Origin of the sequence: Nonomuraea sp. NPDC049028, from assembly GCF_043197735.1 — a bacterium.
Lineage (GTDB): Bacteria > Actinomycetota > Actinomycetes > Streptosporangiales > Streptosporangiaceae > Nonomuraea.
Window position 1 is genome coordinate 87,670 of the sequence record NZ_JBICTR010000010.1, and the last position, 21,923, is coordinate 109,592.

Consider the following 21,923-nt stretch of genomic DNA (forward strand, 5'->3'; position numbering starts at 1 on the left):
GGCCGGCCCACCCATACGAGCAAGAGGGAGGAGAGGGGCGCCGATGGCCGTACCCGCGCCGATCCTGCTGATGAGCGGAATCGGCAAACAGTTCCCCGGCGTGAAGGCTCTCGACGGCGTGGACCTGCGACTGCTGCCGGGCGAGGTGCACGCGCTCATGGGCGAGAACGGCGCGGGCAAGTCCACCCTGATCAAGGTGCTGACCGGCGTCCACTCCATCGACGCCGGCAGCATCGAGCTGCTCGGCGAGCCCGTCGCGTTCGGCAGCCCGCTGGAGGCTCAAGGGGCCGGCATCAGCACGGTCTACCAGGAGGTCAACCTCTGCGCGAACCTCTCGGTCGCCGAGAACATCTTCGTCGGCCGCGAGCCCCGGCGCTGGGGCCGGATCGACTGGCCGCGGATGCGGGCCAGGGCCGCGGAGCTGCTGGCCCGGCTGGAGCTCGACCTCGACGTCTCGGCCCCCCTGTCGACCTACTCGCCGGCCATCCAGCAGATGGTGGCCATCGCGCGGGCCATCGACATCGAGGCCCGGGTGCTGATCCTCGACGAGCCGACCTCCAGCCTCGACGCGAGCGAGGTCGAACAGCTCTTCCGCGTGATGCGCACCCTCAAGGAGGAGGGCATCGCGATCCTGTTCGTCTCGCACTTCCTCGACCAGGTCTACGAGATCTCCGACCGGATGACGATCCTGCGCAACGGGCGGCTGGTGGGCGAATACCTCACCGCGGAGCTCAGCCAGGTCGAGCTGGTCGCCAAGATGATCGGCCAGGAGCTCGCCGCCCTGGAGAAGCTGCACGGCGAGGCCAAGGTGTTCGACCGGCCGCTGCTGGAGGCGCGCGGGCTGGGCCGGGCCGGGGCCATCGAGCCGTTCACGCTGACCGTCCACGAGGGCGAGGTCGTGGGGCTGGCCGGGCTGCTGGGCTCGGGCCGTACGGAGGTCGCGCGGCTGCTGTTCGGCGCCGACCACGCGAGCGCCGGCGAGGTGACCATCGAGGGCACGCCCGTCTCGCTGCGCGCGCCGCGCGTCGCGATGAACCACCGGATCGCGTTCTGCTCGGAGAACCGCAAGTCGGACGGGCTGATCCCCGACCTCACGCTCCGGGAGAACATCATCCTGGCCCTGCAGGCCACCAGGGGCTGGACCAGGCCGGTCCCGCGTGAGCAGCAGGACGAGCTGGTCGGCAAGTACATCTCCGCGCTGAAGATCAGCCCGGCCAACCCGGAGCACCTCGTACGCGACCTCAGCGGCGGCAACCAGCAGAAGGTCCTGCTGGCCAGGTGGCTGATCCTGGAGCCCAGACTGCTCATCCTCGACGAGCCCACGCGCGGCATCGACATCGGCGCGAAGACCGAGATCCAGCGCCTGGTCGCCCAGCTCTCCGACGGCGGCATGGCGGTGCTGTTCATCTCCGCCGAGCTGGAGGAGGTGCTGCGGCTCAGCCACAAGGTCGGCGTCCTGCGCGACCGCAGGCTGGTCGCCGAGCTGCCCAACGACGACGACCTCACCACGGACGTGCTCATGGAGACCATCGCAAGTGGCGGCGCGGGCGGAGGGCGAGCGGAATGAGACGCCTGCTCTGGCCGGTCGTCATCCTGGCCCTGCTGCTCCTCGTCAACGTGTTCTTCACCGCGAACTTCTTCTCGATCCAGATGCGCGACGGCCACCTCTACGGCAGCCTGATCGACATCCTGCGGTTCGGCGCCCCGCTCATCCTGGTCTCGCTCGGGATGACGCTGGTCATCGCGACCGGCGGCATCGACCTGTCGGTCGGCTCGGTGGTGGCGATCGCGGGGGCGCTGGCCTGCCTGCAGATCAGCGACGACGCCGGCGTGTTCACCGCCGTGGCGCTGGCGCTCGGCCTGTCGGTGCTGCTCGGGGCGTGGAACGGCCTGCTCGTCGCGGTCGTCGGCATTCAGCCGATCATCGCCACGCTGATCCTCATGGTGGCCGGGCGCGGCCTGGCCCAGCTGATCACCGGCGGGCAGATCATCACCGTCAACAGCCCCTCGTACAAGGTCATCGGCGGCGGCTACTGGCTGACCGTGCCCTTCGGCATCCTGCTGGTCGTGGTGGTCCTGGCGATCACCGTCTTTCTCACCCGCAGGCTGGCCCTGGGCATGCTGATCGAGTCGGTCGGCGGCAACGCCGAGGCCAGCAGGCTCGCCGGGATCCGTTCGCGCGGCATCATCATCATGGTCTACGCCTTCGCCGCGCTCTGCGCCGGCGTCGCCGGGCTGATGATCAGCTCGAACGTGTCCAGCGCCGACGGCAACAACGCCGGCCTCTGGGTCGAGCTCGACGCCATCCTGGCCGTGGTCATCGGCGGCACCTCGCTGTCGGGCGGGCGCTTCTCGCTCGGCGGCACCGTGCTCGGCGCCCTGATCATCCAGACGCTGACCACGACCATCTACTCCATCGGCGTGCCGCCGGAGACCACGCTGCTGTTCAAGGCGCTCGTGGTGACCGCGGTCTGCCTCATCCAGTCGAAGTCGTTCCGCGAAAAGGTGTTCGGCCGTCGCCGCCGAGCCGTGCCGCCCAGCCCGGCGGCCGAGGAGAAGGTCAGGGTGACGGCATGACGACCGTGACGCTCAACGGCCTCAGGACGATCCCGGCCAAGTACGTGCCGGTCCTGGTGACCGCCGGCCTGTTCGTGGCGATGTTCGTCGCGGGCGGCATCCGCTACGAGGGGTTCGCCAGCGGGCAGGTGATACTCAACGTCTTCATCGACAACGCCTTCTTGCTGGTCGTGGCCGTCGGCATGACGTTCGTGATCCTGACCGGGGGGATCGACCTGTCGGTCGGCTCGGTGGTCGCGCTGTCCACGATGATCTCGGCGAGCCTGATGAAGGGGCCCGGGTGGCCGCCGTACCTGGTGATCCCGCTGGTGCTGCTCATCGGCGCCGCGCTGGGGCTGGTGATGGGATACATCATCCACGCCTTCGACATCCAGCCGTTCATCGTCACGCTGGCCGGGATGTTCCTGGCCAGAGGGCTGTGCTACACGATCGGCACTGACTCGATCCCCATCGAGGACCCGACGTTCACGGCGTTCGCGCAGACCAGGATCGACCTGTTCGCCGGTCTGTGGATCTCGCCGAGCGTGATCATCGCTGCCGTTGTGGTGCTCGTGGCGGCGTACGTGCTGCATTACACGCGCCTGGGCCGCTCCGTCTACGCCACCGGGGGCAGCGAGCAGTCCGCGCTGCTGATGGGCCTGCCCGTGGCCCGGACGAAAATCACGGTCTACACGGTCAGCGGGTTCTGCTCGGCGCTCGGCGGGGTGCTGCTGTCGTTCTACATGCTCTCGGGGTACGGGCTGCACGCTGTCGGCATGGAGCTCGACGCGATCGCGGCCGTCGTCATCGGCGGCACACTGCTGACCGGCGGCTCGGGCTTCCTGCTCGGCACCGTGCTGGGCGTGCTCGTGCTGGGCCTGATCCAGACGGTCATCAGCTTCGAGGGCACGCTCAGTTCGTGGTGGACCAAGATATTCATCGGACTTCTGCTCTTCGTCTTCATCCTGCTCCAGCGTCTATTCTCGGCGCGCCGGACCTGACCTCCGGCACGGCCTCCGCCGTACCGGATCAAGGGAGATTGTGTGAACGCTAACAACAACAACACATACGTGATCGGTGTCGACTTCGGCACGCTGTCCGGCCGCGCCGTGGTGGTGCGGGTCGGCGACGGCGCCGAGGTCGGCACCGCCGTGCACGAGTACGCCCACCGCGTCATCGAAGACCGGCTGCCCGGCTCCGAGGTCCGGCTGGGACCCGACTGGGCGCTGCAGTCCCCGCAGGACTGGCTGGACGTGCTGCGTACCGCCGTGCCCGAGGCCGTGGCCGCGGCCGGGATCGACCCGGCGCAGGTCGTCGGGCTCGGCACCGACTTCACCGCGTGCACGGTGCTGCCGACCACCGGCGACGGCACGCCGCTCTGCTTCCAGACGCCCGAGCGGCCGCACGCCTGGCCCAAGCTGTGGAAGCACCACGCGGCGCAGGCGCACGCCGACCGGATCAACGAGCTGGCCGCGCGGCGCGGGGAGAGCTGGCTGCCGCGCTACGGCGGCAAGATCTCCTCGGAGTGGGAGTTCGCCAAGGGCCTGCAGGTGCTCGAAGAGGACCCGGAGACCTATGGGCGGGCCGAGCGGTGGATCGAGGCGGCCGACTGGATCATCTGGCAGCTCACCGGGGTCGAGACCCGCAACGTCTGCACCGCCGGATACAAAGGGATTTTTCAGGATGGGGGCTATCCGTCCGAGGACTTCCTCGCCGCCCTCAACCCCGGCTTCTCCGGGTTTGCCGGCAAGCTGGGGCATGAGCTGTCTCCGCTGGGCGGGCTCGCCGGGCGGCTGACCGCGCAGGCCGCCGAGTGGACCAAACTGCCCGAGGGCATCGCCATCGCCGTCGGCAACGTCGACGCGCACGTCACCTCCGCCGCGGCCGACGCCGTCCGGCCCGGCCAGATGGTCGCCATCATGGGCACCTCCACCTGTCACGTGATGCCCTCCGACCAGTTGGCCGAGGTGCCCGGCATGTGCGGGGTGGTCCGCGACGGGATCGTGCCGGGGCTGTGGGGATATGAGGCGGGACAGTCGGGCGTGGGCGACATCTTCGCCTGGTTCGTCGACAACGCCGTGCCCGCCTCGTACGCGCGGCTCGCGGCCGACCGGGGGCAGTCGGTGCACGACTACCTGACCGAGCTGGCCGCCGGGCAGCGGGTCGGGCAGCACGGCCTGGTCGCGCTCGACTGGCACAACGGCAACCGCTCGGTGCTGGTCGACCACGACCTGTCCGGCGTGGTCGTCGGCCAGACCCTGGCCACCAAGCCCGAGGACGTCTACCGCGCGCTCATCGAGGCCACCGCGTTCGGCGCCCGGGTGATCGTCGAGACGTTCGAGTCGTCGGGCGTGCCGGTGGCGGAGTTCGTGGTGGCCGGCGGCCTGCTGAAGAACCGCTTCCTCATGCAGGTCTACGCCGACGTGCTGCGCCGCCCGCTCTCGATCATCGACTCCGAGCAGGGCCCCGCGCTCGGCTCGGCGATCCACGCGGCCGTCGCGGCGGGCGCGTACGACGACATCCAGCAGGCCGCGGCCGTGATGGGCGCGCGGCAGGAGAACGCCTACGTGCCCGACGCGGACCGGGCCGACGCCTACGACCGGCTCTACGCCGAATACCGCAAGCTGCACGACTACTTCGGGGATGGACGAATGCTGCACACGCTACGCGCGATCAGGAACGAGGCCCGCTCATGACCGAGGCCATGCGGAAGACGGTCTGTGACCTGCACGCCGAGCTGGTGCGCAACAACCTCGTCGTCTGGACCGCCGGGAACGTCTCCGGCCGGGTCCCCGGTGAGGACCTGTTCGTCATCAAGCCGTCCGGCGTCACCTACGACGAGCTGACGCCGCAGAACATGGTCGTCTGCGACCTCGACGGCAACCTGGTGGCCGGCGAGCACGCGCCGTCCAGCGACACCGCCGCGCACGCCTACGTCTATCGCAACATGCCCGAGGTGAACGGGGTGGTGCACACCCACTCCACCTACGCCTCCGCCTGGGCGGCGCGCGGCGAGGCCATCCCGTGCGTGCTGACCGCCATGGCCGACGAGTTCGGCGGCGAGATCCCGGTCGGGCCGTTCGCACTTATCGGCGACGACTCCATCGGCCAGGGCATCGTGAAGACGCTCAAGGGGCACCGCTCGCGGGCCGTGCTGATGCAGAACCACGGCGTCTTCAGCATCGGCCCGAGCCCCAAAGCCGCGGTCAAGGCCGCTGTGATGTGCGAGGACGTCGCCCGTACCGTGCACGTGGCCAAGCAGCTCGGCGAGCCGCTGGCCATCGCCCAGGACGACATCGACCGCCTGTACGACCGCTATCAGAACGTCTACGGACAACAGAGGAGCCCGCGTTGAAGATCTGGTTTCTGACCGGCAGCCAGGGGCTGTACGGCGAGGACACGCTGCGCCAGGTCGCCGAGCAGTCGCAGCGAATCGCCGCGGCGCTCCCGGTGCCCGTCGAGTGGAAGCCCGTGCTCACCGACGCGGCCGCGATCAGGCGGGTGATGCTGGAGGCCAACGCCGACGACTCGTGCGCCGGCGTGATCGCCTGGATGCACACCTTCTCCCCCGCCAAGATGTGGATCGCCGGGCTGGACACGCTGCGCAAGCCGCTGCTGCACCTGCACACGCAGGCCAACGTTGAGCTGCCGTGGAGCTCCATCGACATGGACTTCATGAACCTCAACCAGGCCGCGCACGGCGACCGCGAGTTCGGCCACATACAGACCCGGCTGGGCGTGCCGCGCAAGACCGTGGCCGGGCACGTCAGCGACCCGTTCGTGGCCGACCGGGTGCTCGCCTGGTCGCGGGCGGCGGCGGGCCTGGCGGAGGTGCGTACGCTCAAGCTCGCCAGGTTCGGCGACAACATGCGCGACGTCGCCGTCACCGAGGGCGACAAGGTCGAGGCGCAGCTCCGCTTCGGCGTCTCGGTCAACACCTACGGCGTCAACGAGCTGGTCGAGGCCGTGGACGCCGCCTCCGAGGCAGACGTGACGGCGCTGGTCAAGGAGTACGCCGAGCTCTACCGGGTGGCTCCGGAGCTGCTGGGCGAGCGGAACGACTCGCTGCGCTACGCCGCCAGGATCGAGCTGGGCCTGCGCGGCTTCCTGGAGGCGGGCGGGTTCCGCGCGTTCACCACGAACTTCGAGGACCTCGGCGGGCTGCGCCAGCTCCCCGGGCTGGCCGTGCAGCGGCTGATGGCCGACGGGTACGGCTTCGGCGGCGAGGGCGACTGGAAGACCTCGGTGCTGCTGCGCACGCTCAAGGCCATGGCGCCCGGCGGCACCTCGTTCATGGAGGACTACACCTACAACATGACGCCGGGCGAGGAGCTCATCCTCGGCGCGCACATGCTGGAGGTCTGCCCGTCGATCGCCACGGGCACCCCGTCGTGCGAGATCCACCCGCTGGGCATCGGTGGCCGGGAGGACCCGGTGCGGCTGGTGTTCGACGCCGAGCCGGGTCCCGGCGTCGTCATCGGGCTCGCCGACATGGGGGACCGGTTCCGGCTGGTGGCCAACGAGATCGACATCGTCGCGCCGCCGCACCCGCTGCCCAACCTGCCGGTGGCGCGCGCGGTCTGGCGGCCCCGGCCGAACCTGCGTACCTCCGCCGAGGCGTGGCTGACCGCGGGCGCGCCGCACCACACCGTGCTCTCGACGGCCGTGGGCACCGAGGAGCTGACCGACCTGGCCGACATGCTCGGGGTCGAGCTGCTGGTCATCGACGCGGACACGACGGCTCGGGGGTTCGCCAAGGAGCTGCGCTGGAACCAGGCGTACTACCGGCTGGCGCAGGGCTTCTAGTCGCCCTTGGGGGTGTCGTCAGGCGGCTTCGGGGCGTTCCTGCGTTGTTCCTCTGCCCGCTCGCGGAGGCGGCGCAGGAACTCCTCGTCGTCGTCGGGGTTGCTCGCGGTCGCGCGCCCCGGCCGGTCGTACTCGGGGTACCCGGTCGGCCGCGCCGGCGGGAGCGCCTGCGGGCGCCCGGCCACCAGCCAGATGATGGAGCCGACCAGCGGGAACAGCAGGACGACGAGCACCCAGAGGATCTTCGGCAGGTTGCGGCACGCCTCTTCCGGCGTGGTGATCGCGTCGAAGAGGCAGTACAGCCAGAGCACGAGCGTGGCCAGACCGAGGGCCTCGGACAGGTAGAGCACGGAATTCTCCTCGGCGGCGCCAGAGCGCCTTTGTCGTCGGCGCTTTCGTCGGCGGCACCCGAAACTAGCGCCCCCTCGCGGCGCTGACAAGAGCTATGGAACTGTAGGGCAGTGACGTTGAAGAATTGGGCGGGAAACATCGCCTTTCAGATGAAAAACGTGCATCATCCCTCCGCCCTCGACGAGCTCCAGAGCCTTGTCGCCGGCACCACCTCCATCCGGGCGTTAGGCAGTGGCCACTCCTTCAACGACGTCGCCGACTCGAGGGGTGACCTGGTCGCCCTGGACCGCCTGCCGTACGAGATCGAGATCGACAGCGCCGCGGCGCGCGTGCGGGTCGGCGGGCGGGTGACGTACGCGGAGCTCGCGCCCGTGCTGCACGCGAGCGGTTTCGCGCTGGGCAACCTGGCCTCGCTGCCGCACATCTCGGTGGCGGGTTCGGTCGCGACCGGCACGCACGGCTCCGGCGGCGGCAACCAGAGCCTGTCGGCGGCCGTTTCGGCGCTGGATCTCGTCACCGCCGACGGCTCCCTGATCACCCTCGCGCGGGGTGAGGCCGACTTCCCCGGCGCGGTCGTGGCGCTCGGCGCGCTCGGCATCGTCACCTCGGTCACGCTCGACCTCGTGCCCGCCTTCGAGCTGCGCCAGTACGTCCGGGAGGGCCTGCCCGACGACTTCGACTTCGAGGCCGTCATGTCGGCCGGCTACAGCGTCAGCCTGTTCACCAACTGGCTGGCGACCACCGTGTGGCTCAAGCGCCGCAGCGAACTGCCGCCCGGTGACTGGCACGGCACCCGCGCGGCCGACGGGCCCCGCCACCCGGTGCCGGGCATGCCGGCCGGGAGCTGTACCGAACAGCTCGGCGTGCCGGGGGCGTGGCACGAGCGGCTGCCGCACTTCCGGGCCGACTCGCCGCCGAGCAGCGCGGGCGACGAGCTGCAGTCGGAGTTCCTGCTGCCCAGAGGGCGGGCGGCCGAGGCGCTGCGCGAGCTGCGGGCTATCGGCGACCGCCTCCGGCCGGTGCTGCAGATCTCCGAGGTGCGCACGATCGCCGCCGACGACCTGTGGCTCAGTCCGTATCTCGGCCGTGACACGGTGGGCCTGCACTTCACCTGGGTCAAGGACACCGAGGCGGTGCTCCCGGTGATCGAGCTGGTGGAGGAGCGGCTGGCGCCGTTCGATCCCCGGCCGCACTGGGGCAAACTGTTCACCCGCTGGCCGTCGTGCCCGGAGCGCTTCCGGGACCTGGTGGGGCGCTACGACCCGGCGGGCAAGTTCCGCAACGACTTCGTAGGGACGCTGCTGGATACCTGACCGGATCTGACAGGTATGACCCGCACCATGGGACGCATGACAGCCAAGGGAACCTTCGACACCGCCGACTGGACGCCCCAGCCTCCGTACGAGGAGGGCGACGGCGTGTCGCTCGCCCACGTCACCCTGGGCAAGACCTTCCACGGCGACCTGACCGGCACCAGCACGGTCAGCATGATCATGGCGTTGACACCGGTAGCGGACTCCCGTGCGTACGTGGCGATGGAGCGGGTCGTGGGCACGTTGGCAGGCCGGTCGGGCAGCTTCGTCCTGCAGCACTTCGCGGTGGGCGACCGGGGCGAGCAGTCACTGCGCGTCTCGGTCGTCCCGGACTCCGGCACCGGCGGGCTGAGCGGTCTCAAGGGGGAAATGGACATCCTCATCGCCCCTGACGGCTCACACTCGTACGTCTTCGACTACCGGCTCTGAGGAACATTGGCGTCCACGGCGACGCGGCGGGCGGCGAACGCGAGCAGGACCAGCGCGCCGAGGCCGAACACGATGTGGCTGACCAGGTTGATCAGGGGAGTCGCCGGCACGACCGGGCCGGAGAAGAAGGCATGCCACACGTAGGTCAGCAGGGCGCCGCCCGCCAGCGCCATCCGGTGCCTGCCGTCCCATCCGCGCCGGGCCGACCAGAACAGGGCCAGGGCCGTCATCCCCACCTCGACCCCGGCCAGCAGGGTGATCCCCAGGCCGACCTGGTCGCCCAGCAGGAGGTTCGGCGCCTCGAACAGCACGCCCGCCACCAGCGTCACCACGAGGACCAGCCAGGGCGCGGGCGCCTTGCCCGCTGCTTGGTCAGCGCTGGTCCGGCGCGGTAGGCGGAAGGCCAGCACGACGAGGGCCACCACGATCACCACGATCGACACCAGCTGCGGCACCGACGCCAGGAAGTGCCCGTTCATGTAGCTGAACACCGTCATCAGGGCCGCGCCCAGCACGGCCAGTACGGCGGTGACGGTCAGCCCGACCTTGCCGAGCCACGGCGTGGTGCGCCGCGCACCGGTCAGCTCCTCGACCAGGGCGATGGGCACGCTCATGCTCCACACGGTGTGCAGCGCCAGCACGAACAGCGTCCACGGCACCCCGATCCCCAAGGCCGGGACGAACCCGGGATCGAGCAGCCGCTGACCGGCGTAGTTGGGGTTGAACAGCGACATCGTCATGATCCCTTCCTCGAACACGCCGTAGGCGAGGGACATGAGCACGATGCCCGGCCAGCCGATCCCCGCCCTGCGCGCCACCTCGCGGATCAGCAGCGCGGCGCCGCCGTACGTGGGGGCGAGCAGGACCAGGAAGTACAGCGAGGTGAGCGGGAAGTCGCCGAGCAGGAACTCGGCCACGAGCGGAGACAGGAGCGCGAGCCCGAAGGCCGGCAGGATGCGTCGCATGTAACCGATGCTCCCGAGAACCGGGCACGACGGGAGGTGCCATCCATCCTGACCTCTCTATGACAATCGTCCTATTCGGCCCTTAGGTTCAAGGGATCGTTACCGATCAGCCGGTGAAGGGACGAACGCCGTGTGGGACCCCGAACTCGCCGAACTGGAACGCCGCAAGCGGCTGGCCGAGCGCATGGGAGGCGAGGAACGGGTCGCCCGCCAGCACGCGACCGGGCGGCTGACGATCCGCGAGCGCCTCGCCGCCCTCACCGACAGCTGGCGCGAGGTCGGCGCGCTGACCGGCCAGGCCGAGTACGGGAAGGACGGGCTGGAGAGCTTCACCCCGTCGAACGTGATCATCGGCAGGGCCGTGGTCGCCGGTCGGCGGGTGGTCGTGGCGGGCGACGACTTCACCGTGCGCGGCGGGGCCGCTGACGCCGCCATCCATGAGAAGCAGGTGCTGGCCGAGCGCATGGCGGGGGAGATGCGGGTCCCGCTGCTCAGGCTGATCGACGGGACCGGCGGCGGGGGCAGCGTCAAGCAGCTGGAGGATCTCGGGCGTACGTACGTACCGCACAACCCCGGCTGGGACCAGGTGGTGGCGAACCTGGGCCGGGTGCCGGTGATCGCGCTGGCCCTGGGTCCCGTCGCCGGGCTGGGCGCGGCCCGCCTGGTGACCTCGCACGTATCGATCATGGTCAAGGAGCTCTCCCAGGTGTTCGTCGCCGGGCCGGCCGTGGTGGAGGCCGGGATGGGGGAGCGGGTCGGCAAGGAGGAACTGGGCGGGTGGCGGACCATTTCGGCGGCCGGGACCGTGGACCTGGTCGCCGAGTCGGAGGAGGAGGCGTTCGAGCTGGCCAGGCGGGTGCTGGGGTACCTGCCGCAGAGCGCGTGGCGGCTGCCGCCCGTGGCGAAATCTGATGATATTTCCGGCAGGGAGGCGTCGGAACTGCGGGACATCGTGCCCAGGGACCGGCGCCGGCCGTACGACATGCGGCGGATCATGGACCTCGTCTTCGACACCGGGAGCGTGCTGGAACTCGGCAGGCGGTTCGCACCCTCCACGATCACCGCGCTCGCCCGCCTCGCCGGGCACCCGGTGGCCGTGCTGACCGCCGACCCGCGCGTCTACGGCGGCGGTATGACGGCGCAGGGCGCGGACAAGACGGCCAGGTTCGTGGACCTGGCCGAGACGTTCCACCTGCCGGTCGTCCACCTCGTGGACCAGCCCGGCTTCGTGATCGGCAGCGCCGCCGAGCGGGCCGGCACCATCAGGCACGGCGCCCGCGCGCTGGCCGCCGTCTACCAGTCGACCATCCCATGGGCGTCCGTGCTGGTCCGCCGCGTCTTCGGCGTCGCGGGCGCCGCGCACCGGCCCCACGACAGGTACGGCCTGCGGGTCGCCTGGCCGTCGGGTGACTGGGGCTCGCTGCCGATCGAGGGCGGGCTGGAGGTGGCCTTCAAACGCCTGCTCGCCGAGGCGGGGCCGGAGGCGGAGACGCTGAAGGCGGAGATCGCCGAGCGGCTGGAGGCGGTCAGATCACCGTTCAGGACGGCGGAGGCGTTCCTCGTCGAGGACATCATCGATCCGGCGCAGACGCGGCCGGTACTCACGGAGTGGGTCCACGACGCCTACGCCGTCCTCGACCCGGGCCCCCGACACACGACCCGCCCGTAACCGGACCTCTGGCACACGACTCGCCTGTTACCGGGCCTCCCGTCCGCCGCCTGACCGTGACCGGGTCGGCGGGTCTTGGGCCCTGCGGTCTGGTCAGGGGGCCGGGGCGGTGCTCAGTTGGTCGATCGCGGCTTGGACCGTGGCCAGGTCGCCCAGGATCACCTCGTTGCGGTCGCGATCGGTGTGCAGGCGCCAGTGGGTCTCGGCCACCGCCTCGGGGGAGGCCGGAGAGCCCGGCGCGACGGCGGCACCGATGGGGACATGGCCCACATGGACGCCACGGTGTGACACCGCCTGCGCCAGGGCGAGGACGTAGTTGCGCAGCCCCGCCACGGCGATGCCGATGTTGCCCAGGAAGTCGATCGGGTGGACGGCCGAGATGCCCGAGGTGAACAGCAGCGTGCCGGAGCCACGGTCGAGCATCCCGGGCAGCACCGCGCGGACCGCTGTGACCGCGCCCAGCACCGCTCCGTCGAAGGCGTCCTGCGCGCTCTCCCGCGTCACGTCCAGCGCGGAGGTGCGGGAGGCGGCGGTGCCGCCGCCGTTGTAGACGAGGACGTCGACCGGCCCCATGCCGTCGAGGGCCGTCGTCAGCGAAGCGGGATCGGTCAGGTCGCCGGGATGCGCGGACGCCGTGACGCCTTCGTGGGCGAGCGTGCCGGTCAGCGCGGTGAGGCGCCCGGCGTCGCGGGCGGTCAGTGCCACATCGAAGCCTTCCCGGCCGAACCTGCGGGCCACGGCCAGGCCGATGCCGGGCCCCGCGCCGATGATCGCGATCTTCATGTCTGGCTCCTTAAGTCGAGGGTATGCCTCAGGTTAGCAGGAAAGTGAGGGTATGCCTCGACTTCGATAGGATGGCCGGTGTGATTCGCCGCGACGCCCAGCGCAACCGTGAGGCCTTGGTCACGGCGGCCCGTGAGGTGCTGGCCGAGCGGGGCGTGGACGCGCCGCTGGAGGCCGTGGCCAGGCGGGCAGGCGTCGCGATCGGCACCCTCTACCGGCACTTTCCCGAGCGCGGCGATCTGGTCGACGCGATTCTCGACGAGAAGATGGCGGCCTGGAGCGACCTGGCCCGCGAGTCGCTCGCCGCCGACGACCCGTGGCTTGGGCTGGCGGGTTTCCTGGAGCGCACCTGCGAGCTGCAGGCCGCCGACCAAGCCTTCACCGAGCTGGCCTGCGCGTCCCACCAGGACGATCAGGCCGAGATCAATCAGCTGATCCGCCGGCTGGTGGAGCGGGCGCAGGCGGCGGGGGTGCTGCGGCTCGACATCGGCCCGCTTGATCTGGCGTTCTTCATCATGGCCAACTCGCGCGTGGCGCAGGCCGACGCGAGCCGGTGGCGGCGCCACTTCACACTCATGCTCGACGCCTTGAGACCCGCGCCGCCGGTCGGTTAGAGCTCCTCGGGGAAGTCGGTCTTCGCGTTGAGCGACGGCGCCGACTGCTTAGAGACCCTCAGGGAAGTCGTTCATCGCGTTGAGCAGCGGCACCAACTGCTCCTCCTCGTAGTCGAGGTGCGCCTCCAGTTCGCGGGACAGCTGATCGAGCTCGGCGCCGACATCGCCCTCGTCGGGGAGCTCGCGGATCCGGGCGAGCAGCCGCGCCACCACCTCGTGCTCGGCGCGCAGCCGGGCCAGCACCTCCACCAGCTCGGGATGCGCGCCCGCCAGGTGCGGGAACAGGACGCCGTCCTCGCCGGTGTGATGGGCGTGCAGCGCGTCGCAGAACGTCAGGCAGTGCTCCCGCAGCTCGGGCCGCGAGCCGGGTGCCCGCCGCAGCTCCGCGAGCTCCCGCCGGAAGCCGTCGTGCAGCTTCACCAGCTCGTCACCCATGGCGATGAGTCGTTCGGCGCTCATGTCACACCCCTTCTGAGTTTCTATACGCGTATAGAAAGTAGCATGACAAGATGCCCGCACGTACTGGACGGCCGCCCAAGATCTCCCGGGCGGACATCGTGTCCGCCGCCCACCGGCTCATCGAGGCCGAAGGGACGGAGAGCCTGACGATGCGCAGGCTGGCCCGTGAGGTCGGCACCACGCCCATGGCCCTCTACCACCACGTGCACGACAAGGAGGAACTCCTGCTGCTGCTGCTCGATGACTACGCGGCGGCGATGCCCCGGCCCGAGCTCCCGGACGAGCCGGGCGAGCGGATGGCCGCGGCGGCCATCGCCATGCACGACGCGCTGGCGGGCGTCCCGTGGATCGTGGACGTCCTCAGGGCGGACGACCTGCTCTCGGTCAACGCGCTGTGGTATCCGGAGATGATCATCGACGCGGCCGTACGCGCCGGGCTGCCGCTGGAGCGGGCCGTGGCCGCGTACCGGATCATCTGGCACTACACGGCGGGGGAGATCACCGCGCGGGCGGCGGCGTTGCGCAGGCGGGAGCAGGGCGGGCCGACGTACCGGCGGCAGGTGTTCGCCGCGCTCGACGCCGAGGCGTTGCCGCGGCTCGCGGCGGTGGGCGAGCGGTGGGAGGAGCTCACCGCGCGCGACACCTACGGCGAGGGGCTGCGCGCTCTCGTGGCCGGGCTGCTGCTAAAAGGGTTGGCCATGGGCCGGTCGTCCGTGAAACGGTCTGAGCCTGATGATCACATGGACTGAGGCGGGCGAAGAGTATTCGGCGGCGTGGCGCTCCGCGCTGGAGGCGCCGCCACCGGCTCGGGTGGTGATCGCCGACGACCGGATGAAGGCCGACACCGCCTACCGCCTGGCTCGCGAGGGCACCGCCCTGCTGTGGCGCGGCGACTTCCAGAACGCCCGGCAGCTGCTTCAGGCGATGGGCCGCCGGTGCGAGCCGGCCGAGCCCGGCGCCACGTTCGACCGCTACCGCCAGGCCCAGGGCCGGCGGGCGCGGACGCTCGGCCTGCTGCTGATCCCGTACGACGAAGGCCACGTCATCCCGCTCACCCGCGCTCCCGACGTGCGGCAGGCGTGCGAGGAGGTCTACGGGCCGGCGGAGGGTCCGTACGTGGGGTCGTTGCGCGAGCTGCTCGGGCTGATCGGCGCGCACGAATGGCGCAAGAAGGGCGTTGAGGTCCCGGCGCTGGGTGCCCGGATCCATCCGCATTACGGAGTGTTCTCCCCGATTCGCGGCGAATACATTGATCTGGTGGCCCAGGCGCCGCTGCCCGGCAAGCGGCTGGCCTTCGACCTCGGCACGGGCACCGGAGTTCTGGCCGCGGTGCTGGCCAGGCGGGGCGTCGAGCGGGTCGTGGCCACCGACCTCGACCGGCGCGCGGTGGTCTGCGCCCGCGACAACATGGCCCGGCTGGGCCTGGCCGATCGGGTCGACGTGGTGGCGGCCGACCTGTTCCCGCCGGGGCGCGCGTCGCTCGTCGTGTGCAACCCGCCCTGGTTGCCCGCCGAGCCGTCGTCGCCGCTCGACCGGGCGGTGTACGACCCCGGTGGGTGCATGCTCCGGGGCTTCCTCGACGGCCTGGCCGAGCATCTGGAGCCGGGCGGTGAAGGGTGGCTGGTGCTGTCGGACCTGGCCGAACATCTTGGCCTGCGGTCTCGTGCCGACCTGATGGCGGCGTTCGACGGCGCGGGGGTGCGGGTCATGGATCGGCTCGACACACGGCCGCGTCACCGGCGCGCGTCCGACGGCACCGACCCGCTGAGGGCCGCGCGGGCCGCCGAGGTGACGTCTTTGTGGCGGCTCGCCTGCTGAAAGGCTGTGGCGTTTGAGCGGTGTACTCCGGCTCGAACGGCTCAGAAGCCCGGCGCGTACGGGCATGAGCGCGGCCGCAGGTTAGCCGCCCCCTCTCCGCGGCAGAAGAGATACATGCACATTTCGGGGGTACAGACCGTTTTGCCCGATTACCGCTACGCGCAGGCGGAGATCACCGAGGCGTTCTCCCGGCTGACCGAGGCCGACCTCGATCAGCTCGAACGCTTCCACGCAGCCACCGGCGTCCAGAGCCGGAACCTGGCCCTCCCGCTGGACGACTACGCCAAGCTGGACTCGTTCGGCCGCGCCAACGACATCTACCTTGAGATCGCGCTCGACCTGAGCGAACGGGCACTCCGTGGTGCGCTGGACAAGGCGGGCATATCACCCCGGCGGGTGGATCACCTGGTGTTCTGCTCGACCACCGGCCTCGCCACGCCGTCCTTGGACGCGCGGCTGATCCAGCGCGTGGGACTGCGGCCGGACGTCAAACGGGTGCCGGTGTTCGGGCTCGGCTGCGCAGCGGGGGCCTCGGGCCTGTCGCGGCTGAACGACTACCTGCGCGGCTGGCCCGAACAGGTGGCGGCGCTGGTCTGCGTGGAGATGTGCTCGCTGACCACTCAGCGCGACGACACCTCGATCGCGAACCTGGTCGCCAGCGGCCTGTTCGGCGACGGCGCGGCGGCCGTGGTCGCGGTGGGACGCGGCCACGGGCCGGAGGTGGTGGCCACGCGCAGCAGGCTGTACTCGGGCACGGAGCACCTCATGGGCTGGCAGGTGAGCGAGCGGGGCTTTCGCCTCGTGCTGGACGCCGAACTCACCGCCTTCGTGGAGAAGGTGCTCGCGGGCGACATCAAGGGCTTCCTCGCCGACAACGGACTCACCCCCGAACAGGTCGGCACCTGGATCTGCCACCCCGGCGGCCCGAAGGTGATCGACAAGATCGTGGAGCGGCTGGGCCTGGATCCGGCGGCTCTGGAGGTCACGTGGCGGTCACTGCGCGAGCACGGGAACATGTCGTCGGTCTCGGTACTGCACGTCCTGCAGGAGACGCGCGGCCGCCCGGGCCAGCCGGCCGTGCTGCTCGCCCTCGGGCCCGGCTTCTCGGCCGAGTTGCTCCTGCTGCACTGGTGACTGTTTTGAGTCCGTACGGGCTGGTGATCGGGCTGGTGGGTGCGTACGCGAGCCTGATGAGTCCGTACACGCTGCTGATCGGGTTGGTCGTCGCTGAGCGGCTGGCCGAGCTGGCCGTGGCCCGCCGCAACCTGGCCTGGGCCAGGTCGAAGGGCGGCATCGAGTACGGCCGGCGGCACTATCCCTGGATCGTCCTGGCCCATACCGGACTCCTGCTGGCCTGCCCGGCCGAGGTATGGCTGCTCGACCGGCCCTTCATCCCGGCGCTCGGCTGGCCGATGCTCGCGATCGTCCTGCTGGCCCAGGGGCTGCGCTGGTCGTGCATCGCCACCCTGGGCAGGCAGTGGAACACCCGCGTCGTCGTGGTGCCAGGGATGCCGCTGGTCGGCGCCGGGCCGTACAGGTGGCTGCGTCATCCGAACTACGTGGCCGTGGTCGCGGAGGGGGTGGCTCTGCCGCTCGTCCACACCGCCTGGCTCACCGCGCTGGCGTTCACGCTGGTGAACGGGGTGTTGCTGACGATTCGCATCCGGGTGGAGGAGGCGGCGCTGGTCGGCTGACCGGATCACGTGTTGATCGCGGTTTGCGCTCGCTTGCGTCACCGGCCCGGCCAGGCCATTTCCGGGAGCCGTCATACGGGCCGGAGGTGGTTGCGATGAAATTTCGTCCTTTGGCGATCAGCGTCGGAATTGCTGGACTCCTGGCACTGGCCGCTTGCGGCGGTGGTCCCGGGGGGAACAAGGGAGACTCCGCCCTTCGGGCGCCCGCTTCGTCCAGGGCCGCACCGTCGGCTTCGTCCAGGCCCGAACTCCCCGCGGATGCCAAGCCCGAGGCTCGGGCGAGCGCGTCCGCAAGCGCCGCTCCCGAGGAGCAGAAGGACACGTCGGCGGAGCAGATCTCGACGTTCGCCCTGGACGTGGACACCGCTTCGTACACCTATGCCCGCCGTACCCTCCAGGAAGGACGCTGGCCCGAACCGGGGCAGATCCGGCCGGAGGAGTTCGTCAACGCGTTCCGGCAGGACTACGCGCAGCCGCGGGACGACGGGTTCACCGTGCACGTCGACGGCGCCATGATGCCGTCACGCAACCAGGCCGTCCTGCGCGTCGGCCTGCAGACGCGCGCCTCCGACGCGGCGGCGCGGCGCCCCGCCAACCTCACCTTCGTGATCGACGTGTCCGGGTCGATGGCCGAGCCCGGCCGCCTCGACCTGGTGAAGCAGTCCCTGCATACGCTGATCGACCAGCTCGCGCCGGGCGACCAGGTGTCGATCGTCTCCTTCAGCGACGAGGCCACGGTGCTGGCCTCGATGACGCCGCTGGCCGCCCGTACCGAGCTGCACGCGGCGGTCGACCAGCTGACCGTGGCCGGCAGCACCAACCTCGAGGCCGGGCTGGTCACCGGCTATGAGCAGGCGGCCAAGGCGTTCCGCCCCGCGGCCACCAACCGGGTCATCCTGCTCTCCGACGGCCTGGCCAACCAGGGCAGCACCGAGTGGCGTTCCATCCTGGACCGGGTCAAGGAGTACGCGGGCCGGCAGGTCACCCTGCTGACCGTCGGCGTCGGCCGCGACTACGGCGACCAGCTGATGGAACAGCTGGCGGACAACGGAGACGGCGCCGCCGTCTATGTCAGCACGCAGGAAGACGCGGACAAGGTCTTCGCCTCCCAGCTCCCGGCCACGATCGAGCTGCGGGCGCGCGACGCCAAGGCGCAGGTGGTGTTCAACCCCTCGGTGGTGGAGGGCTACCAGCTCATCGGGTACGAGAACCGCGCCCTGTCCACCGAGGAGTTCCGCGACGACAACAGGGACGGCGGCGAGATCGGCCCCGGCCACTCGGTCACGGCTCTCTACGCGGTACGGCTCAAGTCAGGCGCGACGGGGCAGCTGGCCCAGGCGACCGTACGCTGGCAGAACCCCGACACCAGGAACCCCGCCGAGACGAGCAAGTCGGTGGACGTGGGGGCGCTGACGGAGTCGGTATGGGAGAAGGCGCCGGTGCGGCTGCAGGTGGACGTCGTGGCGGCGGCTTTCGCGGTGTACATGCGGGACCGGGAGGCGTTCGGGCTGACCCTGCCGACGCTGGGGGAGCAGGCCAAACGGCTGGCGGAGGCGGCGGAGGACCCGATGGTGACTGAGCTGGCAGGACTCATCGACAAGGCCCGCTCGGTGGGGTAGCCGTTAACCAGGCATTTTCCGGCTGGGCCGCTTCCTTGAGAGGCGGCCCAGTTGCTTGGGGGCGGCTGCCCGGGGCTGGGAGTCGGATACACTTGGGGACGGTTCAAGGGGCTATGGCGCAGTTGGTAGCGCGCCTCCATGGCATGGAGGAGGTCTGGGGTTCGAATCCCCATAGCTCCACTTCCCCTCAAGGGCTTCATAGGGGGCGCTTCGCGCTCAAGGGCCTCAGGCGTTGCCCAGTCGCGCTGTAGCCGCGACCCCTGTAGGGCCTCCGTTTCGCTCCGGGCGCTTGTTTTGGGCGTGGGCTTCGCCCACGCGTTACCCGTTGCCCGATCGGGCCATCTGAAGATCTTGTCGGCCGGACATCGATCATTTCCGGCATCCGCTGAAGAGGCCATGATGGTTAGCCGCTGAGGAGTGAATGCAGTTGGTGTGTCACAGGCGATAAGCCGCCTTGTTGCCAACGAACTCATCGAATTCTCCACGGTCGGCCATCTCGGCAAGCGCGGCCAGGGCCCGCAGCCGCACCAACCGCTGCCCCACCTCGCGGAGGGCTGCGTTGACCGTGTCCTTCTTCGTCTTGGTGCCGAGAACTTCGGCGGCTATCGCCAGGGCCTCCTGGTCGATCTCGATCGCGGTCTTCACCATGCTCATGGGATCACCGTCCTTCACGCTTGCGGGGGGTGTCATGGACATCGTGATGGATGTCCATGACGTCTCGCTCTTGGATCAGTGGTCCACTCGCTCAATTACTCCACCATTCCGCTGATCAACCAGGAAATGCGCGCCATCGATTCGCTCGGATAGGGCTGCAGGTAGATCATGGAGCAGACGCGCTTTCTCCAGGTCGTCTGCAAGTGATCGCGCGGAAAAGGGAACACCACCCCGCCCGAAACCAGTGGATCGCCCGCAGCGCCACCTCGAGAAGGCCGCCACGCTCGGCCTGCCGCAGGGCAGCCAGGTCATGCAGGGGTGCCGAGGACAAGAGCATCCTGGAAGCGTCGGAATCCATCTAGTGCTGTGACCGGAAAGGTTCACCGGCTCGAGTGCCTCGACCGTCAGGCCGGCGAGACTGTCGGCCCCGCGAATATCGTGGTCCGATGTCACGCCGTCGAAGGCGAGGTCACGTTGCTCGTCACCCTCGACGAGACGCATGATGCGGAATACGGTGCTCACCTTGTGTCATGACGTGGCGTCGTCTTCACCCGACTGGCCGAGCTCGACGACGAGTAGCTGTAGTAGGCCGGGATAGTGCTGCTCGATGTCCTTCCTGAGCAGCCTCAACGTGCTCCCGTTGCCATGATCGCGCTGCGCGACCAGGCCGGCCTCCCGCAGAACCCGGAAGTGATGGGTTCGTGTGGCTTTTTTCACCGGCAGGTCGAAGGATCCGCATGCCCGCTCCTGATCCTTGGGATCGGCCGCGAGCTCGGCCACCATGCGCCGCCGGGAGTCGTCGGCGAGCGCGGCGAGCACTTTGCCGAGCTCCATATCTCCTCCTTCAGGTACGGCTTGCATCATACCTCGGGCATGGCTAACCTCCTCAGGTATGAATATCGTCATACCTGAGGGAACCGGCCCCATCGGCATCTACGGATACGCCCGCCCCCGCCCGGAACGCGCCCAGGAGCTGGAAAGCCTGCTCCTTTCGTTCGTCGAGTCGACTCGTGCCGAGCCGGGCGCCTGGCAGTACCAGGTCCATCGCGATGCCTCCGACCCCACCACGCTGGTCTTCTACGAGCTGTGGCGTTCGGGGGACGACCTGCGCAATCACCTCGCCCAGCCCAACCTCGTCCAGTTCCAGAAAACTCGCATGAACTACCTGCGCGAGGACCTGGAGATCCACTGGTTGACGCCTCTCACCGCGAACGCTCCGGCCGAGTCACCACAGCAGGACGCGTAGCGCGCTCGCTTCTGGAACGCGCAGGCCGCCAACGTGGTCCCCCTGAACGCTCACCGAATCGAACACCCAAGGGTGGATATTCGCCGTCCCCCAACCCGGTGAACCTTTCCGGTCACCGCACTAGCCGCCGACCGCGTCACAATCATCGACGAGTACACAATCGAGCAGGACGAGCAAGCTCCCGACGTTCCCTCACAGATCTGAGGCGGTTCAATGAGCATGCATGACACCGACGAGGTGCGCTCGCACTGGTGGCCTCGGGAAGGGTGGCGGCCGGGGCGCCTGGTCTACACCTGGCACCTGACCTTCGAGCACGCGCCACAACTGCATCAGCTCGCCGAGCGCTACCAAGCGGCCCTCGCAACGATCGAGGAGCACAACCCGATACCCGCGCGATGGCTACATCTCACCGTGCAAGCGGTCGGGTTCGTCGACGAGGTGTCCGAGGAGCAGCTTGACCAGATTACCGAGGCCGTACGGGTCCGTCTGGGCGGGTTGACCCCCGTTGAGCTGACCTTCCACCGGCCGGCCTTGCTCGGTGAGGGAGTTGTACTGGCTCCGACTCCCACAGGGCCGCTGCATCAGATGTGGGGCGAGATCAGGAGCGGCATCGCCGAGGTGCTGGGGAACGCGCCCACGGCAGCAGAGCAAGCCAAGGGCTTTCACCCGCACGTCAGCCTGACCTACATCAACACACCAGGACCAGCCAGGCCATATATCGACGCCCTGAGCGCGGTCGAAGCCGCGCCGGTCATTGTGGACGTCGAGCAGGTTGCGCTGATCGTGCAGAACCGGGTTCTTGATCCCGAGTGGCTCTATCGCTGGACCACCCGCACGACGGTGCCTCTCGGGGCTCGATAGAGAATAGTTGGTCAGTTTGATTCTTAGTACTTGAAATGGCGTCAGAAATGCGTAGATGCTATTTGGGGGCATGCTAAAGCCATCGT

23 protein-coding genes and 1 tRNA gene are annotated in these 21,923 nt (G+C 69.6%); 18 read left to right on the forward strand and 6 right to left on the reverse strand.

Annotated features, from left to right (window positions below; genetic code table 11):
- Window positions 1-43 precede the first annotated feature (43 nt).
- The 6 genes from ACGFJ2_RS36995 (at window position 44) to araA (ending at window position 7,362) form a co-directional block, all read left to right on the forward strand.
- Window positions 44-1,567 (forward strand): sugar ABC transporter ATP-binding protein, encoded by a 1,524-nt coding sequence (locus tag ACGFJ2_RS36995; protein ID WP_393476458.1) that lies wholly within the window; start codon window positions 44-46, stop codon window positions 1,565-1,567.
- Window positions 1,564-2,577 (forward strand): ABC transporter permease, encoded by a 1,014-nt coding sequence (locus ACGFJ2_RS37000; RefSeq protein WP_357939920.1) that lies wholly within the window; start codon window positions 1,564-1,566, stop codon window positions 2,575-2,577. Before ACGFJ2_RS36995 ends, ACGFJ2_RS37000 begins: the two co-directional genes overlap by 4 nt.
- Window positions 2,574-3,557 (forward strand): galactofuranose ABC transporter, permease protein YjfF, encoded by a 984-nt coding sequence (gene yjfF / locus ACGFJ2_RS37005; RefSeq protein WP_393476462.1) that lies wholly within the window; start codon window positions 2,574-2,576, stop codon window positions 3,555-3,557. The genes ACGFJ2_RS37000 and yjfF overlap by 4 nt, the downstream gene beginning before the upstream one ends.
- A gap of 69 nt (window positions 3,558-3,626) precedes the next feature.
- A complete protein-coding gene (araB, locus tag ACGFJ2_RS37010) occupies window positions 3,627-5,252 on the forward strand; it encodes a ribulokinase (protein ID WP_393477134.1) in 1,626 nt (541 codons plus the stop codon).
- Entirely contained in the window at window positions 5,249-5,911 is a 663-nt protein-coding gene (locus ACGFJ2_RS37015; RefSeq protein WP_357939927.1) for an L-ribulose-5-phosphate 4-epimerase, read from the forward strand. Before araB ends, ACGFJ2_RS37015 begins: the two co-directional genes overlap by 4 nt.
- The gene (gene araA / locus ACGFJ2_RS37020; protein WP_357939929.1) at window positions 5,908-7,362 is read left to right on the forward strand and encodes an L-arabinose isomerase; all 1,455 of its coding nucleotides are present in this window, start codon (window positions 5,908-5,910) and stop codon (window positions 7,360-7,362) included. Before ACGFJ2_RS37015 ends, araA begins: the two co-directional genes overlap by 4 nt.
- Here the strand turns inward: araA and ACGFJ2_RS37025 are convergent.
- Window positions 7,359-7,712: a PLDc N-terminal domain-containing protein gene (locus ACGFJ2_RS37025; RefSeq protein WP_358442191.1), complete on the reverse strand. Its 354-nt coding sequence runs from the start codon at window positions 7,710-7,712 to the stop codon at window positions 7,359-7,361. The genes araA and ACGFJ2_RS37025 overlap by 4 nt on opposite strands.
- Before the next feature lie 150 nt (window positions 7,713-7,862).
- Here ACGFJ2_RS37025 and ACGFJ2_RS37030 point away from each other — a divergent pair, with 150 nt between their 5' ends.
- Both ACGFJ2_RS37030 and ACGFJ2_RS37035 read left to right on the forward strand, forming a co-directional pair.
- Entirely contained in the window at window positions 7,863-9,026 is a 1,164-nt protein-coding gene (locus ACGFJ2_RS37030) for an FAD-binding protein (RefSeq protein WP_393476467.1), read from the forward strand.
- Between the two features lie 36 nt (window positions 9,027-9,062).
- Window positions 9,063-9,455, forward strand: a complete 393-nt coding sequence (locus tag ACGFJ2_RS37035) for a DUF3224 domain-containing protein (RefSeq protein WP_358181330.1) — start codon at window positions 9,063-9,065, stop codon at window positions 9,453-9,455.
- Here ACGFJ2_RS37035 and ACGFJ2_RS37040 read toward each other — a convergent pair.
- Window positions 9,443-10,420, reverse strand: coding sequence for a hypothetical protein (locus tag ACGFJ2_RS37040; RefSeq protein ID WP_393476471.1), 978 nt, complete (start codon window positions 10,418-10,420; stop codon window positions 9,443-9,445). The two genes, ACGFJ2_RS37035 and ACGFJ2_RS37040, sit on opposite strands and share 13 nt — an antisense overlap.
- A gap of 130 nt (window positions 10,421-10,550) precedes the next feature.
- Between ACGFJ2_RS37040 and ACGFJ2_RS37045 the strand changes: the two genes are divergently transcribed.
- Complete coding sequence (locus tag ACGFJ2_RS37045) at window positions 10,551-12,089, forward strand: carboxyl transferase domain-containing protein (protein WP_357939939.1); 1,539 nt, start codon at window positions 10,551-10,553, stop codon at window positions 12,087-12,089.
- A gap of 93 nt (window positions 12,090-12,182) precedes the next feature.
- Here ACGFJ2_RS37045 and ACGFJ2_RS37050 read toward each other — a convergent pair whose 3' ends face one another.
- Window positions 12,183-12,872 carry an SDR family NAD(P)-dependent oxidoreductase gene (locus ACGFJ2_RS37050; protein WP_393476475.1) on the reverse strand — a complete coding sequence of 230 codons (690 nt, stop codon included), beginning with the start codon at window positions 12,870-12,872 and terminating at the stop codon, window positions 12,183-12,185.
- Between the two features lie 80 nt (window positions 12,873-12,952).
- Between ACGFJ2_RS37050 and ACGFJ2_RS37055 the strand changes: the two genes are divergently transcribed.
- Entirely contained in the window at window positions 12,953-13,486 is a 534-nt protein-coding gene (locus ACGFJ2_RS37055; RefSeq protein ID WP_393476478.1) for a TetR/AcrR family transcriptional regulator, read from the forward strand.
- Window positions 13,487-13,534: 48 nt separating this feature from the next.
- On the opposite strand, the gene ACGFJ2_RS37060 is transcribed toward ACGFJ2_RS37055, so the two are convergent.
- A complete protein-coding gene (locus ACGFJ2_RS37060; protein WP_393476481.1) occupies window positions 13,535-13,945 on the reverse strand; it encodes a hemerythrin domain-containing protein in 411 nt (136 codons plus the stop codon).
- 50 nt (window positions 13,946-13,995) lie between these two features.
- On the opposite strand from ACGFJ2_RS37060, the gene ACGFJ2_RS37065 reads away from it, so the two are divergent.
- The 6 genes from ACGFJ2_RS37065 (at window position 13,996) to ACGFJ2_RS37090 (ending at window position 19,256) form a co-directional block, all read left to right on the forward strand.
- Complete coding sequence (locus ACGFJ2_RS37065) at window positions 13,996-14,694, forward strand: helix-turn-helix domain-containing protein (RefSeq protein WP_358181340.1); 699 nt, start codon at window positions 13,996-13,998, stop codon at window positions 14,692-14,694.
- Window positions 14,678-15,763, forward strand: coding sequence for a methyltransferase (locus tag ACGFJ2_RS37070; protein WP_393476484.1), 1,086 nt, complete (start codon window positions 14,678-14,680; stop codon window positions 15,761-15,763). The genes ACGFJ2_RS37065 and ACGFJ2_RS37070 overlap by 17 nt, the downstream gene beginning before the upstream one ends.
- A 114-nt stretch (window positions 15,764-15,877) precedes the next feature.
- The gene (locus ACGFJ2_RS37075) at window positions 15,878-16,897 is read left to right on the forward strand and encodes a 3-oxoacyl-[acyl-carrier-protein] synthase III C-terminal domain-containing protein (protein WP_358181346.1); all 1,020 of its coding nucleotides are present in this window, start codon (window positions 15,878-15,880) and stop codon (window positions 16,895-16,897) included.
- Window positions 16,894-17,457 carry an isoprenylcysteine carboxyl methyltransferase family protein gene (locus ACGFJ2_RS37080; protein ID WP_393476487.1) on the forward strand — a complete coding sequence of 188 codons (564 nt, stop codon included), beginning with the start codon at window positions 16,894-16,896 and terminating at the stop codon, window positions 17,455-17,457. Before ACGFJ2_RS37075 ends, ACGFJ2_RS37080 begins: the two co-directional genes overlap by 4 nt.
- A 95-nt stretch (window positions 17,458-17,552) precedes the next feature.
- Window positions 17,553-19,076, forward strand: a complete 1,524-nt coding sequence (locus tag ACGFJ2_RS37085) for a von Willebrand factor type A domain-containing protein (RefSeq protein WP_393476490.1) — start codon at window positions 17,553-17,555, stop codon at window positions 19,074-19,076.
- Between the two features lie 107 nt (window positions 19,077-19,183).
- Window positions 19,184-19,256: transfer RNA gene (locus ACGFJ2_RS37090), tRNA-Ala, on the forward strand.
- A 255-nt stretch (window positions 19,257-19,511) separates the two neighbouring features.
- Here the strand turns inward: ACGFJ2_RS37090 and ACGFJ2_RS37095 are convergent.
- Together ACGFJ2_RS37095 and ACGFJ2_RS37100 are read right to left on the reverse strand one after the other, a co-directional pair.
- Window positions 19,512-19,730, reverse strand: a complete 219-nt coding sequence (locus ACGFJ2_RS37095; RefSeq protein WP_357939957.1) for a type II toxin-antitoxin system VapB family antitoxin — start codon at window positions 19,728-19,730, stop codon at window positions 19,512-19,514.
- A gap of 528 nt (window positions 19,731-20,258) precedes the next feature.
- The gene (locus ACGFJ2_RS37100; RefSeq protein ID WP_357939959.1) at window positions 20,259-20,564 is read right to left on the reverse strand and encodes an ArsR family transcriptional regulator; all 306 of its coding nucleotides are present in this window, start codon (window positions 20,562-20,564) and stop codon (window positions 20,259-20,261) included.
- A 58-nt stretch (window positions 20,565-20,622) separates the two neighbouring features.
- Between ACGFJ2_RS37100 and ACGFJ2_RS37105 the strand changes: the two genes are divergently transcribed.
- Both ACGFJ2_RS37105 and ACGFJ2_RS37110 read left to right on the forward strand, forming a co-directional pair.
- Window positions 20,623-20,976: a putative quinol monooxygenase gene (locus tag ACGFJ2_RS37105; RefSeq protein ID WP_358181356.1), complete on the forward strand. Its 354-nt coding sequence runs from the start codon at window positions 20,623-20,625 to the stop codon at window positions 20,974-20,976.
- 219 nt (window positions 20,977-21,195) lie between these two features.
- Window positions 21,196-21,837, forward strand: coding sequence for a 2'-5' RNA ligase family protein (locus tag ACGFJ2_RS37110; protein WP_393476495.1), 642 nt, complete (start codon window positions 21,196-21,198; stop codon window positions 21,835-21,837).
- The last annotated feature ends 86 nt before the right edge of the window (window positions 21,838-21,923 follow it).